12 protein-coding genes are annotated in these 13,890 nt (G+C 70.5%); 7 read left to right on the top strand and 5 right to left on the bottom strand.

Going from position 1 to position 13,890, the window contains the following annotated elements; all coding sequences use genetic code 11:
* Positions 1–5 precede the first annotated feature (5 nt).
* Genes NON19_RS03960 through NON19_RS03950 form a run of 3 tightly spaced genes read right to left on the bottom strand, consistent with a single transcriptional unit; the run spans position 6 to position 2,995 of the window.
* Positions 6–1,541, bottom strand: a complete 1,536-nt coding sequence (locus tag NON19_RS03960) for an ATP-dependent DNA ligase (protein ID WP_255925158.1) — start codon at positions 1,539–1,541, stop codon at positions 6–8.
* A 42-nt stretch (positions 1,542–1,583) separates the two neighbouring features.
* The gene (locus tag NON19_RS03955) at positions 1,584–1,799 is read right to left on the bottom strand and encodes a ferredoxin (protein WP_255925157.1); all 216 of its coding nucleotides are present in this window, start codon (positions 1,797–1,799) and stop codon (positions 1,584–1,586) included.
* A 5-nt stretch (positions 1,800–1,804) separates the two neighbouring features.
* The gene (locus tag NON19_RS03950) at positions 1,805–2,995 is read right to left on the bottom strand and encodes a cytochrome P450 (RefSeq protein ID WP_255925156.1); all 1,191 of its coding nucleotides are present in this window, start codon (positions 2,993–2,995) and stop codon (positions 1,805–1,807) included.
* A 113-nt stretch (positions 2,996–3,108) separates the two neighbouring features.
* Here NON19_RS03950 and NON19_RS03945 point away from each other — a divergent pair, with 113 nt between their 5' ends.
* Together NON19_RS03945 and NON19_RS03940 are read left to right on the top strand one after the other, a co-directional pair.
* Positions 3,109–3,705 (top strand): TetR/AcrR family transcriptional regulator, encoded by a 597-nt coding sequence (locus tag NON19_RS03945; RefSeq protein ID WP_255925154.1) that lies wholly within the window; start codon positions 3,109–3,111, stop codon positions 3,703–3,705.
* 215 nt (positions 3,706–3,920) lie between these two features.
* Complete coding sequence (locus NON19_RS03940; RefSeq protein ID WP_255925367.1) at positions 3,921–5,513, top strand: APC family permease; 1,593 nt, start codon at positions 3,921–3,923, stop codon at positions 5,511–5,513.
* Positions 5,514–5,678: 165 nt separating this feature from the next.
* On the opposite strand, the gene NON19_RS03935 is transcribed toward NON19_RS03940, so the two are convergent.
* Positions 5,679–6,332 (bottom strand): helix-turn-helix transcriptional regulator, encoded by a 654-nt coding sequence (locus tag NON19_RS03935; RefSeq protein WP_255925153.1) that lies wholly within the window; start codon positions 6,330–6,332, stop codon positions 5,679–5,681.
* A gap of 203 nt (positions 6,333–6,535) precedes the next feature.
* On the opposite strand from NON19_RS03935, the gene NON19_RS03930 reads away from it, so the two are divergent.
* Positions 6,536–9,727, top strand: coding sequence for a bifunctional cytochrome P450/NADPH--P450 reductase (locus tag NON19_RS03930; protein ID WP_255925152.1), 3,192 nt, complete (start codon positions 6,536–6,538; stop codon positions 9,725–9,727).
* A 46-nt stretch (positions 9,728–9,773) separates the two neighbouring features.
* On the opposite strand, the gene NON19_RS03925 is transcribed toward NON19_RS03930, so the two are convergent.
* Positions 9,774–11,360 (bottom strand): MDR family MFS transporter, encoded by a 1,587-nt coding sequence (locus tag NON19_RS03925; RefSeq protein WP_255925151.1) that lies wholly within the window; start codon positions 11,358–11,360, stop codon positions 9,774–9,776.
* Positions 11,361–11,515: 155 nt separating this feature from the next.
* Here NON19_RS03925 and NON19_RS03920 point away from each other — a divergent pair, with 155 nt between their 5' ends.
* The 4 genes from NON19_RS03920 to NON19_RS03905 all read left to right on the top strand — a co-directional run bounded on the left by NON19_RS03920 (position 11,516) and on the right by NON19_RS03905 (position 13,890).
* Positions 11,516–12,088 (top strand): TetR/AcrR family transcriptional regulator, encoded by a 573-nt coding sequence (locus tag NON19_RS03920; protein WP_255925150.1) that lies wholly within the window; start codon positions 11,516–11,518, stop codon positions 12,086–12,088.
* Between the two features lie 144 nt (positions 12,089–12,232).
* Complete coding sequence (locus NON19_RS03915; RefSeq protein ID WP_255925149.1) at positions 12,233–13,396, top strand: glycoside hydrolase family 64 protein; 1,164 nt, start codon at positions 12,233–12,235, stop codon at positions 13,394–13,396.
* An 81-nt stretch (positions 13,397–13,477) separates the two neighbouring features.
* Complete coding sequence (locus NON19_RS03910; RefSeq protein WP_255925148.1) at positions 13,478–13,645, top strand: hypothetical protein; 168 nt, start codon at positions 13,478–13,480, stop codon at positions 13,643–13,645.
* On the top strand, positions 13,624–13,890 hold the full coding sequence (locus NON19_RS03905) for a hypothetical protein (protein ID WP_255925147.1): 267 nt from the start codon (positions 13,624–13,626) through the stop codon (positions 13,888–13,890). Before NON19_RS03910 ends, NON19_RS03905 begins: the two co-directional genes overlap by 22 nt.

Below are 13,890 nucleotides of genomic sequence, written 5' to 3'. Positions count from 1 at the left end.
AAGCCTCACGTCCGCAAGCTCAGCACCGTCTGCACGGTGTCCGCCTCCGCGGCCGGTTTGTCCTCGCGGTAGCGCAGTACCCGGGCGAACCGCAGCGTCACCCCTTCCGGATAACGCGGGGAGCGCTGCACCCCGTCGAAGGCGATCTCCACCACCAGTTCGGGCCGCACCACCACCCCCCAGGGCTCGGTGCGCACCGCCAACTCCCGCAGCCGGTCCGTCTGCCAGTCCAGCATGGCGTCGGTCAGCCCCTTGAAGGTCTTGCCCAGCATGGCGAAGCCACCGTCCGGCCGCCGCGCTCCCAGGTGCAGGTTGGACAGCTTCCCGGTGCGCCGCCCGTGCCCCCACTCGGCGGCCAGCACCACCAGGTCCAGGGTGTGCACCGGTTTGACCTTCAGCCAGGAGGCGCCGCGCCGACCCGCGCGGTACGGCGCGTCCAGCGCCTTGACCAGTACCCCCTCATGGCCACGGGCCAGCGTCGCCTCGGTGAACTCCCGTGCCGCCTGGCGGGCTTCGGCATCCCGCGGGTCGTCGGCGACCAGTCGGCGGACCCGCAGCGGCTCGGGCACCAGCCGGGCGAGTTCGGCGTGGCGGTCGGCGGTGGGCAACGCCAGCAGATCGCGGCCGTTTACCGACAGCAGGTCGAAGAAGACCGGTGAGAGCGGCAACGCGGCCCGCGCGCCCACCACATCGAGCCGGGAGCCGACCCGTCCTGCGGTCTCCTGGAACGGCCTGGGCCGCCCGCCCGCGTCCAGCGCGATCACCTCGCCGTCCAACACCAGCCGATCGGCGGCCAGTTGGCGGACGGCGGCGACCACCTCGGGGAGCCGTGCAGTGATCTCATCAAGGGTGCGGGTGTAGATCCGTACGGTCTCTCCCGACCGGTGCACCTGGATGCGGATGCCGTCCAGCTTCTCCTCGATGGCGCACGGCCCGAGCTTGTCCAGCGCCTCGTCCACGCTCTTGGCGGTGTGCGCCAGCATCGGCAGCACCGGGCGGCCGACCTCCAGTTGGAAGTCGGTCAGCGCGGCGGAGCCGCGGTCCAGCAGCACCTCGGCGACCGCGCCCAGCGATCCACCCAGCATCACGGCCCGGCGCACCTCCTGTGCCGGTACGTCGACCGCCGCCGCCAGCCCCTCGACGGCCAGCGCGTCCAGGGCGCCCTGGCGTAGCTCGCCGCCGATCAGGGCGAGCAGGAAGCGCTGTTCGTCCGCGGTGGCGGCTGACATCAGCTCCCGCACCTGCCGTCGCCGCTCGCTCTGCGCGCCCTTGCCGGTGATGACCGCGATCCGGCCGAGCGCGGCATCGACCTCGGCCACGTCCAGCCGGGGCTCGGCCGCCGCCGGTACCGGCTCAGCCAGCGTGCTCCAGCCCACCCCGATCCGGCGCTGCGGCAGCCGCCCGGCCAGATAGGTGATCACGATCGGGGCCTGTTCGGGCTCCGTCGCCCGGAACAACTGGGCCAGCAGGGACACCTTGCGGGAGCGCGCGGCGGACTGGGCCACCTCCCGCGAGGTCCGGGCGACATCGGCCAGCAGCATGGCTCCATGGTCACTCGAACCACGCCGACGCGCAGCCCCGGGTCAGGGCCGTGGCCCGACGACCTGTTCCCCATCGGTGACGGTGATGGCCATCGCGGGACAGGAGTCGGCGGCGTCCAGCGCCCGCTCGTCCGGCGGCACGTCGGGGCTCAGCGGACGGGCGTGGTCGTCGTCCAGCGCGAACAGCTCTGGCGCGATGCCCGCGCACATCCCGGAGGCCATGCACTGGTGCTTGTCGATCTCGATGTGCCAGGTCATACGGGTCACCATCCCACCGGCATGCTGCGTGGACCGCGAACCAGCATCTGGGTCTTCCACTCGATGTCGCCCGCCAGCCGCAGGCCCGGGAAGCGGGTGATCAGGGCCCGTAGCGCCTCCTGCAGCTCCAGTCGGGCCAGCGGTGCGCCCAGGCAGTGGTGCACGCCGTGCCCGAACCCGAGGTGCTGGTTGCCTTGGCGGGCGATGTCCAGCCTGCCCGGTTCGCTGAACCGCAGCGCGTCCCGGTTGGCCGCGCCCACAGCGACCAGCACCGGCTCGCCCGCGCGCACCAGGGTGCCGCCGACCTCGATGTCCTCCGTGGCGTACCGGGGGAAGCCCGCGCCACTGCCCAGCGGCACGAACCGCATCAACTCCTCGACGGCGGTGGGGATCAGGCTGAGGTCGGCGCGTAGCCGGGCCAGTTCGCCGGGGTGCTCCAGCAGCGTGTAGACGAAGTTGGGGATCTGGGTGGCCGTGGTCTCATGACCGGCGACCAACAACCCCACGCACAGGTCGACCAGCTCCAGCTCGGAGAGCCGGTCCCCCACGTCCCGCGCTTCGATCAGCGCGGTCATCAGGTCGTCCTGCGGTTCGACGCGATGGTGTGCTATCAACTGGCCCATGTAGGCGCGCAGTTTCTCGCGGTTGGCCTCGGACTCCTCGGCCGTCAGCGAACTGGTGGACAGCGCCGCGTCGCTCCACACCCGGAACTGCGGCCGGTCCTCGGTGGGCACGCCGAGCAGTCGGCAGATCACGGCGACGGGTATCGGCAGCGCGTAGTCCTCGACCAGGTCCGCCGGTGGCCCAGCGGCCTCCAGCTCGTCAAGTAACCTCTCTGCCAACTCCTTGACCGCGGGCCGGAGTTTCTCCACCTGGTGGACGGTGAACGCCTTGGCCACCAGGGTCCGCAGCCGGGTGTGGTCGGGCGGGTCCATGCTGAGGATGCCGGCGTCCTGCCGCAACTCGCCCTGCCGCGGCGCATCGCGGTGGACGGCCTCGGCCCGGCTGAACCGCCGGTCACCCAGCACCAGCCGGGCGTCCGCGTACCGCGTGACCAGCCAGGCGGGTTCGCCGTACGCCATGCGTACCCGGATCAGCCCGTCGGTCACTTGGGCCTGCTCGTAGGTCTCGGAGATCCCGAGACCGATCGCCTCGTTGAAGGGGTAGGTCAGGGGCTCGATGTCAGCTGCGGTCACCTTGCGCCTCCAAGTGTAAGCACGTGCTTACATAGAGCGTAGATCCACCGGAAGCCGCGGTCAACGGTCCAGTTGAGCCGCTACTCTGACGGACCCTCGGGGAGGGAGCAAAGATGGTCGAGATCCAGCAGAAGCGGGCACGTGACGCCCAGGCGACCCGGCAGGCACTGCTGGACGCGGCGGCCGCGCTGTTCGCCGAGCGCGGCTTCGAGCGCGCCACCGTGCGGGACATCGCGGCCCGCGCGGGTGTCAACCAGGCACTGTTGTTCCGCTACTTCGGCTCGAAGAAGGCCCTGTTCGGCGAGGTACTGGAACGCAACGGCCGTGAGCAGCTGAGCGCCACCGCGCCGGAGAGCCTGCTGGAGGCGGCGCTGCGCGGAATGCTGCTGGCCGACGACGGACGGCTGGGCGACCGCTCACTGGAGGCGTTCTTGCGCTCGACCGGCGGTAGTGACGAAGTGGCCGCAACGGGAAGGCTGTTGGGGGACGAGTACGCCCGGGTGCTGGCCACCCTCAGCGATCGGCAGGACAGTCAGTTGCGGGCCGACCTCGTGCTGTCCTGGCTGCTCGGCATCGGCCTGATGCGGGTGGTGGTCGGCAAGGAGCCGCTGGCCAGCGCCGACCCGGACGAGATCTGCGAGTTGGTGCTGGGCGCGGCCCGCACGCTGCTGGAGGGGCTGGCCACGCCCGTCCCGGCGTCCGGCGCCTGACCGTCCGCACTGCGCGAAGGTGGCGGGGCGGCGGATCCGTATGCCGCCACTGTGGCCGTCGATCCGGATTGTGAACGCCGTCCTATCGTGAACGCCGTCCTCATCGTGGACGCCGTCCTCATCGTGGACGGTGCTCCGGCAGGTGCCATGCTTCATGGCAGTCTTGACCATCCGCGAACGACGATGGAGGAGACCGCTCCGTGCCGGATCACTTGATGGGCGAGGCCGATGCGTCAACCGTGGCCACACAGGAGCACCGGTTGCGCCGCGTCCTCGGGTTCTGGGGTCTGACCGCGATCGGCTTCTCCAACATCGTCGGCTCCGGCTGGCTGTTCGCCGCCATGTACGCGGCACAGACGGCCGGTCCGGCCGCGCTGCTGTCGTGGGTGGGCGCCGGTGTGCTGTGCGGGCTGGTGGCGCTGGTGATGGTGGAGCTCGGCGCGTCGCGGCCGGAGGGCGGTGGCACGGTGCGCTGGCCGCTGTACGCCAGCGGACGGCTGGTGGGCACGTTGATCGGTTGGTCCGCACTGCTGTCGGTGGGCGGCACTGCGGCCGAGATCAGCGCGATCATGCAGTACGCGGCGCACTATCTGCCGGGCATCTACCACGGACACCGGCTCACCCTGTCGGGTTTGGGCCTCGCGGTCGCGCTGAGCGTGCTGCTCACCGCGCTGAACTGGTTCGCGGTACGGATGTTCGCGCGGCTGAACAACCTCGTGTCGATGTTCAAGGTCCTCGTGCCGATCGTCACCATAGCGGCGCTGTTCGCCTCCGGTTGGCACTCCGGTCGGCTCACCGCCCACGGCGGCTTCGCGCCCTATGGGTACGCCGCCTGCCTGAGCGCGCTGGCCACCGGCGGCATCGTCTACTCGGTCAACGGGTTCCAGGCCCCCCTGGACTTCTCCGGCGAGGCACGCAATCCCCGGCGCACCATTCCCGCTTCGGTGCTCGCCGGAATCGGTCTGGCCCTACTGATGTACCTGGGACTCCAGTTGGCGTTCCTCTTCAGTGTTCCGGAGAACCTGCTCGGCCATGGCTGGCACGGCGTGGACTTCGAATCTCCCTTCGGGCAGCTTGCGTTGATCCTCAACCTGCAGTGGCTGTCCAGTCTGCTGTACGCCGACGCCGTACTGTCGCCCGGCGGTTCGGCCTACGTCGGCGTGGCGATCGACGCGCGGCACACCTACGCGCTGGCCAAGAACGGTCTGCTGCCGCGCTTCTTCATGCGGGTCAACCCTCGCCATGGCATTCCGCACCGGGCGCTGGCGCTGAACCTCGCGGTGATCGTGGTGTTCCTGCTGCCGTTCGGCGGCTGGCAGAACATCGTCGCCGTGATGGGCGACATGTACCTGCTGATCTACGCGGCCTCCGCGGTGGCGGTGGCGGCGTTCCGCACCCGGGCGACCGGTGGTGCGCCCAGTTGGGTGCCGGGGGTGCGGTGGATCGCGCCGGTGAGCTTCGTGGTGTCCAGCGAGTTCGTCTACTGGTCGGGGTGGCACGACCTGCGGCTCGCGCTGCCGCTGGTGCTCGCCGGGCTGCTGGTGTTCCTGGCCATGTGGCGGGGCGGTTACGGCTCGGCGCTGCTCGCCGAACTGCGCGTCGGGGCCTGGCTGGTGGTGTATCTGGCGGCGCTGACGCTGCTGTCCTGGCTCGGCACGTTCAAGGGCTCGGGGCGGCTTGCCGCCCCTTACGACTCACTTACCGTGGCGGCTGTGTCGCTGGCGATCTTCTACTGGGCGGTGCGGGCGGGGGCGCGCCATCTGTCGCTCTCGGCGGAGGCTGGAGTTTCGGCTTCGCCTGCGGCGTAGGCGGGACCGAGGTGAGTTCGGCACCGCCGGACTGCGCCACGCGGGTCGCTCGCCGTCCCGGTGGAGCAATCCGCGTCGGGGGCGCCCTGAACAGAGCCTGCCGCAGTGCGAACTACCCGCGCGGCGCCGCGGTGTCCAGCCCACGGCACCCCGCGAGGCCCGGCCTCACCCCCCGCCGGGCGGTGGCGCGGGCGGCCAGGCGCCGAGGTCGAGCAGCCCCAGCACGTACGCCCTGGCGACGAGAGCCGTACGGTTGGCGGCGCCCAGCACGGTGCACAGCCGTTTCAGGTGGTAGTTGACCCCGTCCGCACTGAGCCCCACCACCCGGGCGACCGCCGCCGTGGTGTTGCCCGCGGCGACCAGTGCCAGGATCCTCGACTCCTGTGCGCTGACCACCACGTCCGGCCCCGCCCCGGACGGGCGCGCCGCCGCCTGCGGTTCCTCGTCGGGGTGCAGCGTCACCAGCAGTGGCGGGGACTCCTCCTCCGGATCGCTCACCGGCTCCACGACGAGCTCGCCGTCATGGCTCGCGCCGCCCGCCGTCCACCGCACCCGCACCGGATAGCGGGAGCGGCGCCCGTGCCGCAGCGCCTCGTCGAGTTTGCGCAGTTGGCCGACGCTGGTCGGGGTGAACAGATCCATGAGTTGACGGCTGGCCAGCTGCCCCGGATGCAGCCCCCAGATCGCCGCGAAAGCGGGATTGGCGCCCGCGATCACACCGTCGGTGTGGCTGATCGCTATCGGCACCGGCGACCGGTCGAGCAGGCTGATGAACCGGTTGCGCCAGAGGGCGGCCCGCTGCTCCGGCGTGTCCGCCATCGTGCGCTCCTCTCCGTGCCCGACCTCACTCTTCCCGTGAGCCGTTGCCCCAGGGATCTCCCTCGTAGCACACATCACCGTCCGCCGCCCACCCAAACACGCGCCGGCGACTACACGATCATGTAGTTCTCCCCCTGGAATCGCTGCCGGACTCGGCGATCGTAGTCAGCGACAGCACCACATCACGGGGAGAGACATCGGCCATGATCGACACGCCCACTGCCACGCTCCAAGTCCTCCAGGGGTACCCGCAGCTCCAGTTGCCCACCGTCGACCTGTCGACGGCGGAACCCACCAGCACGCCGCTGCAACGCGCCATCGCCATCGCCCGCCGTCACGGCCCTTTCTTCGCCCAGCGCTTCCACGAGCGCGACACGGCCTTCGTCACCTCGCTGGAGCTGGTCGATGAGGTCTCGGACGAGTCCCGGTTCCGCAAGGGCATCGGGGCCGCGTTGGAGAACGTCCGCGGGATCACCGCCGATGGCCTGTTCACCGCCTACCACGACGAGCCCAACTGGGCCAAGGCGCACGACATCCTCCTGCCCGCGTTCGCGCTCGGCTCCATGCGCACCTACCACCCCACGATGCTCAAGGTGGCGCGGCGGCTGATCGCCTCCTGGGACGAGCGCCTGGCGAAGGGCCTGCCGGTGGACGTTGCGGACGACATGACCCGGATGACACTGGACACCATCGGCCTGTCGGGGTTCGGCTACGACTTCGAGTCCTTCCGCCGCAGCGACCCGCACCCGTTCGTCCAGGCCCTGGTGCGCGCGCTCGCCCACAGCCAGGAGCGCCTGGCGCGGGTGCCGGGCGTCGACTACACGGAGCAGGACGAGGCGTTCCAGGCCGATGCCGCCTTCCTGGCCGAGGTGGTCGACGAGGTGATCGGCAAGCGGAAGGCCAACGGTGACACCTCCACGGACGACCTGCTCGGGCTGATGCTGGGATCGCCGCATCCGGTCAGCGGAGAGCTGCTGGACGAGGCGAACATCCGGAACCAGGTGATCACGTTCCTGATCGCCGGGCACGAGACCACCTCCGGCACCCTGTCCTTCGCCCTGTACTACCTGATGAAGAACCCGCAGGTGCTGCGGCTGGCCCAGGCCGAGGTGGACGCGCTGTGGGGGGACGCGGCCGACCCGGAGCCGTCCTTCGAGGACATCGGCAAGCTGCGCTATGTGCGCCAGGTGCTCAACGAGACGTTGCGGCTGTGGCCCACGGCCGCCGCGTTCCTGCGCGAAGCCGTTGAGGACACCGTGATCGGCGGGCGGTACCCGCTCAAGGCGGGGCAGTGCGTGGTGGTGCTCACGCCGATGCTGCACCGCGACCCGGTGTGGGGCGACAACGTCGAGGAGTTCGACCCCGAGCGCTTCGCGCCGCAGACCGAGGCGGCCCGTTCACCGAACGCGTTCAAGCCGTTCGGCACTGGCGAACGCGCCTGCATCGGGCGGCAGTTCGCGCTGCACGAGGCCACCATGCTGCTGGGGCTGCTGATCCACCGCTACCGGTTCCTGGACCACACCGGCTACCAACTGCGCGTCAAGGAGACCCTCACCCTCAAGCCCGAGGGCTTCACCCTCGCCCTGGCGCCGCGCACCACACGCGCCGCCTCTCCCGCGGTGGGCCAGCCCGCCGCGGCGACCCCCGCCGACGCCGGGCTGCCGTCCCGGGTCAGGCCCGGCACCTCCCTCACCGTGCTGCACGGTTCCAACTTCGGCACCTGCCGCGAGTACGCCGCCCAACTGACCGACGCCGCGGGTGACCTGGGGTGCCAGGTGACCGTGGCAGCGCTGAACGACCGCACCGCGGCGCTGCCCACCGACGCTGCGCTGGTCATCGTCGCCGCCTCCTACAACGGCCAGCCCACCGACGACGCGGACGCGTTCGTCGGATGGTTGGCCAACGCCGAACAGGGCGCCGCCGAGGGCGTGCGCTTCGCGGTCCTGGGGGTCGGCGACCGCAACTGGGCGGCCACGTACCAGCGGGTGCCCACCCTGATCGACGCCCGGCTCGCGGAGCTCGGCGGCACCAGGCTGCTGCCGCGCGCCGAGGCCGACGCGTCCGGGGATCTGGCGGGCTCCGTGGAACGTTTCACCTCGGCGCTGCGCCGCACACTGCTGGAACGGTACGGCGACCCGGACGCGGCCCCGGACACGTCTTCGGACCCCGGCCACACGTACCAGGTGACGGAGGTGGTCGGCGCGCCGTTGGACGCGCTCGCCGAGCGGCACGGGATGGTCCCGATGACCGTGGTGGAGACCGGCGACCTCGCGGATCTGCGGCACCCGCTGGGCCGCTCGAAGCGCTTCGTGCGCCTCGCGCTGCCCGAGGGCGTTGGCTACCGGACCGCCGATCACCTGACCGTGCTGCCGGTCAACGACCCGGAACTGGTCGAGCGGGCGCTGCGACTGTTCGGCGCCGCCCCGGCCACGCTGCTGAACATCCGCGCGCACCGGCCCAACCGCGGCACGCTCCCCCTCGACCGGCCGGTTTCGGCCTTCGAACTCCTCAGCCGTTACGTGGAGTTGCAGGACTCCCCCACCGCCCGGCAGCTCGCCCTGCTGGCCGACCTCAACCCGTGCCCGCCCGAGCAGGCCGCGCTGCGGCGGCTGGCCGCCGAGGGGACGGACGCCGGGCTGCTCGACGTGATCGAGGACCACCCAGCCCTGCACGGCCGCCTGAGCTGGCCCGTGCTGCTGGAGCTGCTGCCCGCGATGCGTCCGCGCCACTACTCGGTGTCCTCCTCGCCCGCCGCCGACGCGCGCCATGTGGACCTGATGGTCTCCCTGCTCAGCGCTCCGGCCAGGTCCGGACGCGGCACCTTCCAGGGCGTGGGCTCGGCGTATCTGCACCGGGTGCGGCCCGGGGACACGGTGTACGCGCGGGTCCAGCCGTGCCGTGACTCCTTCCGCGTCGAGCCCGGCGCGGAGACTCCGGTCATCATGGTCAGCGCCGGTACCGGTCTGGCGCCGTTCCGCGGCGCGATAGCCGACCGGCTCGCCCTGGTCCGCCAAGGGGCCGCGCTGGCACCGGCGTTGTGCTACTTCGGCTGTGACCACCCGGACGTCGACTACCTGCACCGCGCGGAACTGGAGGGCGCGCAGGCTTCGGGCGCGGTGTCGATGCGGCCGACGTTCTTCAAGGCCCCTGTGAACGACTGCCGGTTCGTGCAGGACCGCATCGCCGCCGAGTCCGACGAGGTGTGGCGACTGCTCGACTCCGGCGCCAAGGTGTACGTCTGCGGCGACGGCGCCCGGATGGCCCCCGGTGTGCGCGCCGCGTTCCAGCGCCTGTACGCGCACCACACGGGCGCGGACGCGGCGGAGGCGGAGCGCTGGTGGCGGGAGTTGGTGGACCACGGCCGCTATGTGGAGGACGTCTACGCCAGCCGCTGACAGCACGACGGCCCTACCGCTGCCGCGGTGGGGCCGAACGTGCGGGTCAGACGGTCAGCGGCGCCCGCTCGTCCGCCGCCGCGGACTCGACCGGCCGGGGTGCCGCCCCGCGCAGCGGGACATGGCGGATGAACCAGGCGAGGACGAAGCCCACGGCGGCGATCGCCGCGCCCCAGGTGAAGATCGCGCCGATGCCGTTGACCACCGCGCCCTGGAACAACTGGCGGGCCGCCTCCGGCAGGGCGCGCAGTGCTGCGGGGGTCATCTGGGCCGCGGAGCCGGTGTGGTGGCCGGGGGTGGCGCCGTGGGCGGCCAGGTAGTCGCTGAGGCGGGTGGTGTAGACGGCGCCGAGCAGGGAGACGCCGAGGGAACCGCCCATGTTGCGCAGGAAGGTCGACGCGCCGGTGGCGGCGCCCATGTCGCGCGGCGGCACGCTGTTCTGGGCGATGAGCGAGGTGGTCTGGAGCAGTCCGCCCATGCCCGCGCCGAGCACCACCATGTAGAGGGAGGTGGTGGTGCTGGAGGTGTGCGCGCCCATGGTGGCGAACAGCCCGAGGCCGACGACGACCAGGGCGCTGCCGATGATCGGCAGGGCGCGGTAGCGGCCGGTCCTGGTGATCAGGGCGCCGCCCACCAGGGAGACGGCCATGACGGCGATCATCATGGGCATCAGCAGCAGACCGCTGTTGGTGGCCGAGGCGCCCTGCACGAACTGCTGGAACTGCGGCAGGAACGTCACCCCGCCGAACAGCGCGAAGCCGGAGATGAAGCTGAGCGCACCGGCCAGCGAGAAGTTGGTGTCCTTGAACACGTTCAACGGCATGATCGGGTCCGCCGCCCGCCGTTCCACGGCGACGAACGCCGCGAAGGCCACCGCCGTGACGACGCCGAGCGCGGCGATCTGCCAGGAGCCCCACGCGTACTGGCTGCCGCCCCAACTGGTGATCAGCACAAGGGCGGTGATCCAGAGGGTCAGCAGCGCGGCGCCGCTCCAGTCGACGCGCGCCGCCCCGCTGCCGGTGGGCAGCCGCCGCAGGGTGAACCAGCACACCACCAGCGCGATCACGCCCAGCGGCAGGTTGACGTAGAACGCCCAGCGCCAGGTCAGGTGGTCGGTGATGAAGCCGCCCACCAGCGGGCCGCCGATCATCGCCACCGGCATCACAGCCATGATCACGCCGGTGTACTTGCCGCGCTCACGCGGCGGCACCAGGTCGGCCATGATCGCCATCACGCCGACCATCAGACCACCGGCGCCCAGCCCCTGTAGGGCGCGGAAACCGATCAGCTCGGCCATGTTCCGCGACATACCGGACAGCGCGGAGCCGATCAGGAAGATCACGATCGAGGACATGAAGCTGGACCTGCGCCCGTACAGGTCGCCCAGCTTGCCCCACAGCGGGGTGGCCACCGTCGAGGCCAGGATGTAGCCGGTGGTGACCCAGGCCAGGTGGTTGAGACCGCCGAGATCGCCGACGATCGTCGGCAGCGCCGGGGCCACGATCATGTTGTCGAGCTGGGCCAGCAGCATCGCGATGACCAGGCCGCTCATGGCGACGAGGATCTGACGGCCGCTGAACCGAACGTGTTCGGGCGCTGCGCCGGGCACGCCCGCCACGGTGTCCTTAGCCATGAAGTCCGTCCAGGGGTTCGATGGGATCCGAAGCCGTCACTTACCGTCCGGTCAGTAAGCGGCAAGCGAGACACTAACTTACTTACCGACCGGTCGGCAAGTGCGGCCGACGATGAGGGAAGATCGAGGGCGACGGACGAGAAATGAGGCACGAGATGACAGAGCGGCGGCGCAAGGGCAGCGACACCAAGGCGGAGATCCAGGAGATCGCGCTCGAACTGTTCACCGACAACGGTTACGAGGCGACCTCGATGCGGGAGATCGCCGAGCGCCTGGACATCTCCAAGGCCGCGCTGTACTACCACTTCGCGGGCAAGGAAGACATCATCCGTTCGCTGTTCGATGAGTACATGGAGGAGTTCGAGGAGCTACTGGCCTGGGGCCGCACCCAGCCTCGCGGCGCGGCGCTGCGGGAGGAACTGCTGACCCGCTGGGTGGGCATGACGGGCCGACGCGGCCTGCAGATCGCCCGGTTCGCCACCACCAACCAGCACGTCATCCGCGACCTGGCCCCCGACCGCGGCGGCGTGAAGGGCCGAATCGCCGAACTGGTCGAGCTCCTCCTCGGCCCGGACGCCACACCGGCCGACCAACTGCGCGCCCGAATGGCCCTGTTCAGCGTCAACATGGCGGGCTTCGCCGCCCAGGACCTCGCCATCCCCGACCCGGACATCCTCGCTGTCGCCCGCCAGGTCGCCCAGGACCTGATGCCACGGAGCGAAGACTAGCGCGGGCTGAGGAAGAGCCCCGCCGCGCACACCTCTTGAAAGGACTACACCATTTCTGCTTGGCTTCGGGTCAGAACCTGAACGTGGCTTCCACTCACCCCACATGAGTGGCCGTCACACCCCCCACACCTCAGGGAATGAGCCATGGTCAAGCGACGATCGTTTCTTCTCGGGCTGGCGGGAGCGACCATACCCGCCGCCGGAATCTTCACTTCTCGTGCGTTCGCCGGGTCGGCGGCGGGCAGCGGCCTGCCGCTCACCGTGGTGAACAACTCCGGGAACTACGCCAACACTTCGGTGCGGCTCTACATCGTGGGCACCGACCTGGCCACCGGCAAGCAGTGCTACGTCAAGCCGGACGGCACGCTGACCCCCGTGTCGCTGGGCGACAACGGGTCCGACGGGTACACCGACTACGCCATCCCGCTGGCCGCCTCCGGGGACACCCGGCTCACGCTGCCGAGGATGTCCGGCCGGATCTACGTCGCCCTGGGCGACAAGTTGAGGTTCAAGGCGGTCGCCGACGGCGCGGGGCGTCCCGCGCTCCAGTACCCGGCGGGCTGGGTGTCGTCCGACCCCAACTACCGGGTCCTGCACGACTTTTCGGAGTTCACGTTCAACAGCGGCGGGATGTACTGCAACACCACGGCCGTCGACCAGTTCAGCGTGCCGCTCTCCCTGCGGCTGACCGGTGCGGCCGACCAGAGCACCGGAACGATCCGGCCCGGCGGGCGTGACGCCGTCTTCTCGGCGGTGGCCGCCGCGCCCGGCTTCGACAAGCTGGTCGTCGGTAACAAGCTGCGCGTCATCGCCCCGGGGCACGGACTGGACGCGGGGCTGTTCTCCCCCTCGTACTACGACGCGTACGTCAACCAGGTCTGGGACACCTACCGCGGCACGGATCTGACGGTCACCGTCAACTCCGGTACGTTCACCGGCCGGGTCAGCGGTGACGCGCTCACGTTCAACGGCCCGCGTCCGGTCTCCTTCTCCCGCCCGTCCACCCGTGACGTACTGTTCTGCGACGGTGCGCTGGCCGCTCCCAACGACGGTACGACGGGGCCGGTCGCGGCGGTCCTGGGCGCCGGGTTCAACCGTTCGGTGCTCGCCGCCCAGCACAACCAGCCGGTCACGGACGCCAGGGCGTTCTACACCGCCGACACCACCAACCACTACGCGAAGGCGGTGCACTCGGCCACGGTGGACGGCAAGGCGTACGGCTTCGCCTTCGATGATGTCGCCGGGTTCGCCAGCTATATCCAGGACACGGCGCCCACGGGACTCACCCTCACCCTCACGCCGTGGTGAGGCAACGGAAGTTGGCGTTCCGCCATCTTTCAGTCGTACCACCGGTACGACCGACCTTCTGAGCAAGGGGGAACGCACACCATGAGCCGACTCAACCGGCTGGCGACGCGCAGCGTCGTCGTCGCCCTGGCAGGCGCCTCGGCGCTGGGCCTGGCGGCCGCGACGGCCTCCGCCAAGTCCGACATCGAGTTCTCGGCGGGGCCGCGCACCGTCCACCCACATGGACGGTGCACGCCCGGATCCATCTGAAGGGCAGCGGGGACAACGACGACTACTTCTTCAAGCGGTTCTGCGTCCAGGAGCGCACCGGACACCAGGCATGGCACAACCTCAGGTGCGCCAGGGGCGGTGATGTCTCGGGCGGCAGCGTCACCATGGACGTGAAGGCGGCGCGTCGCGGGATCTACGAGTTCCGCGGCGTGCTCTTCGAGGACTGGCACAAGCGCCTCCAACCGAGCGCGGCTTCCGATGTGTACCGCGTCATGGTGCGCTGA

Source organism: Streptantibioticus rubrisoli (assembly GCF_024436055.1).
Lineage (GTDB): Bacteria > Actinomycetota > Actinomycetes > Streptomycetales > Streptomycetaceae > Streptantibioticus_A > Streptantibioticus_A rubrisoli.
Note: the sequence above shows the minus strand (reverse complement) of the source record. Positions and strands in the feature narration are given on the sequence as shown.

Coding starts and splice junctions, on each gene's coding strand:
- NON19_RS03960 (WP_255925158.1), bottom strand. CDS start 1,541: ATGCTGCTGGCCGATGTCGCCCGGACCTCGCGGGAGGTGGCCCAGTCC.
- NON19_RS03955 (WP_255925157.1), bottom strand. CDS start 1,799: ATGACCTGGCACATCGAGATCGACAAGCACCAGTGCATGGCCTCCGGG.
- NON19_RS03945 (WP_255925154.1), top strand. CDS start 3,109: ATGGTCGAGATCCAGCAGAAGCGGGCACGTGACGCCCAGGCGACCCGG.
- NON19_RS03940 (WP_255925367.1), top strand. CDS start 3,921: ATGGGCGAGGCCGATGCGTCAACCGTGGCCACACAGGAGCACCGGTTG.
- NON19_RS03935 (WP_255925153.1), bottom strand. CDS start 6,332: ATGGCGGACACGCCGGAGCAGCGGGCCGCCCTCTGGCGCAACCGGTTC.
- NON19_RS03930 (WP_255925152.1), top strand. CDS start 6,536: ATGATCGACACGCCCACTGCCACGCTCCAAGTCCTCCAGGGGTACCCG.
- NON19_RS03925 (WP_255925151.1), bottom strand. CDS start 11,360: ATGGCTAAGGACACCGTGGCGGGCGTGCCCGGCGCAGCGCCCGAACAC.
- NON19_RS03920 (WP_255925150.1), top strand. CDS start 11,516: ATGACAGAGCGGCGGCGCAAGGGCAGCGACACCAAGGCGGAGATCCAG.
- NON19_RS03915 (WP_255925149.1), top strand. CDS start 12,233: ATGGTCAAGCGACGATCGTTTCTTCTCGGGCTGGCGGGAGCGACCATA.
- NON19_RS03910 (WP_255925148.1), top strand. CDS start 13,478: ATGAGCCGACTCAACCGGCTGGCGACGCGCAGCGTCGTCGTCGCCCTG.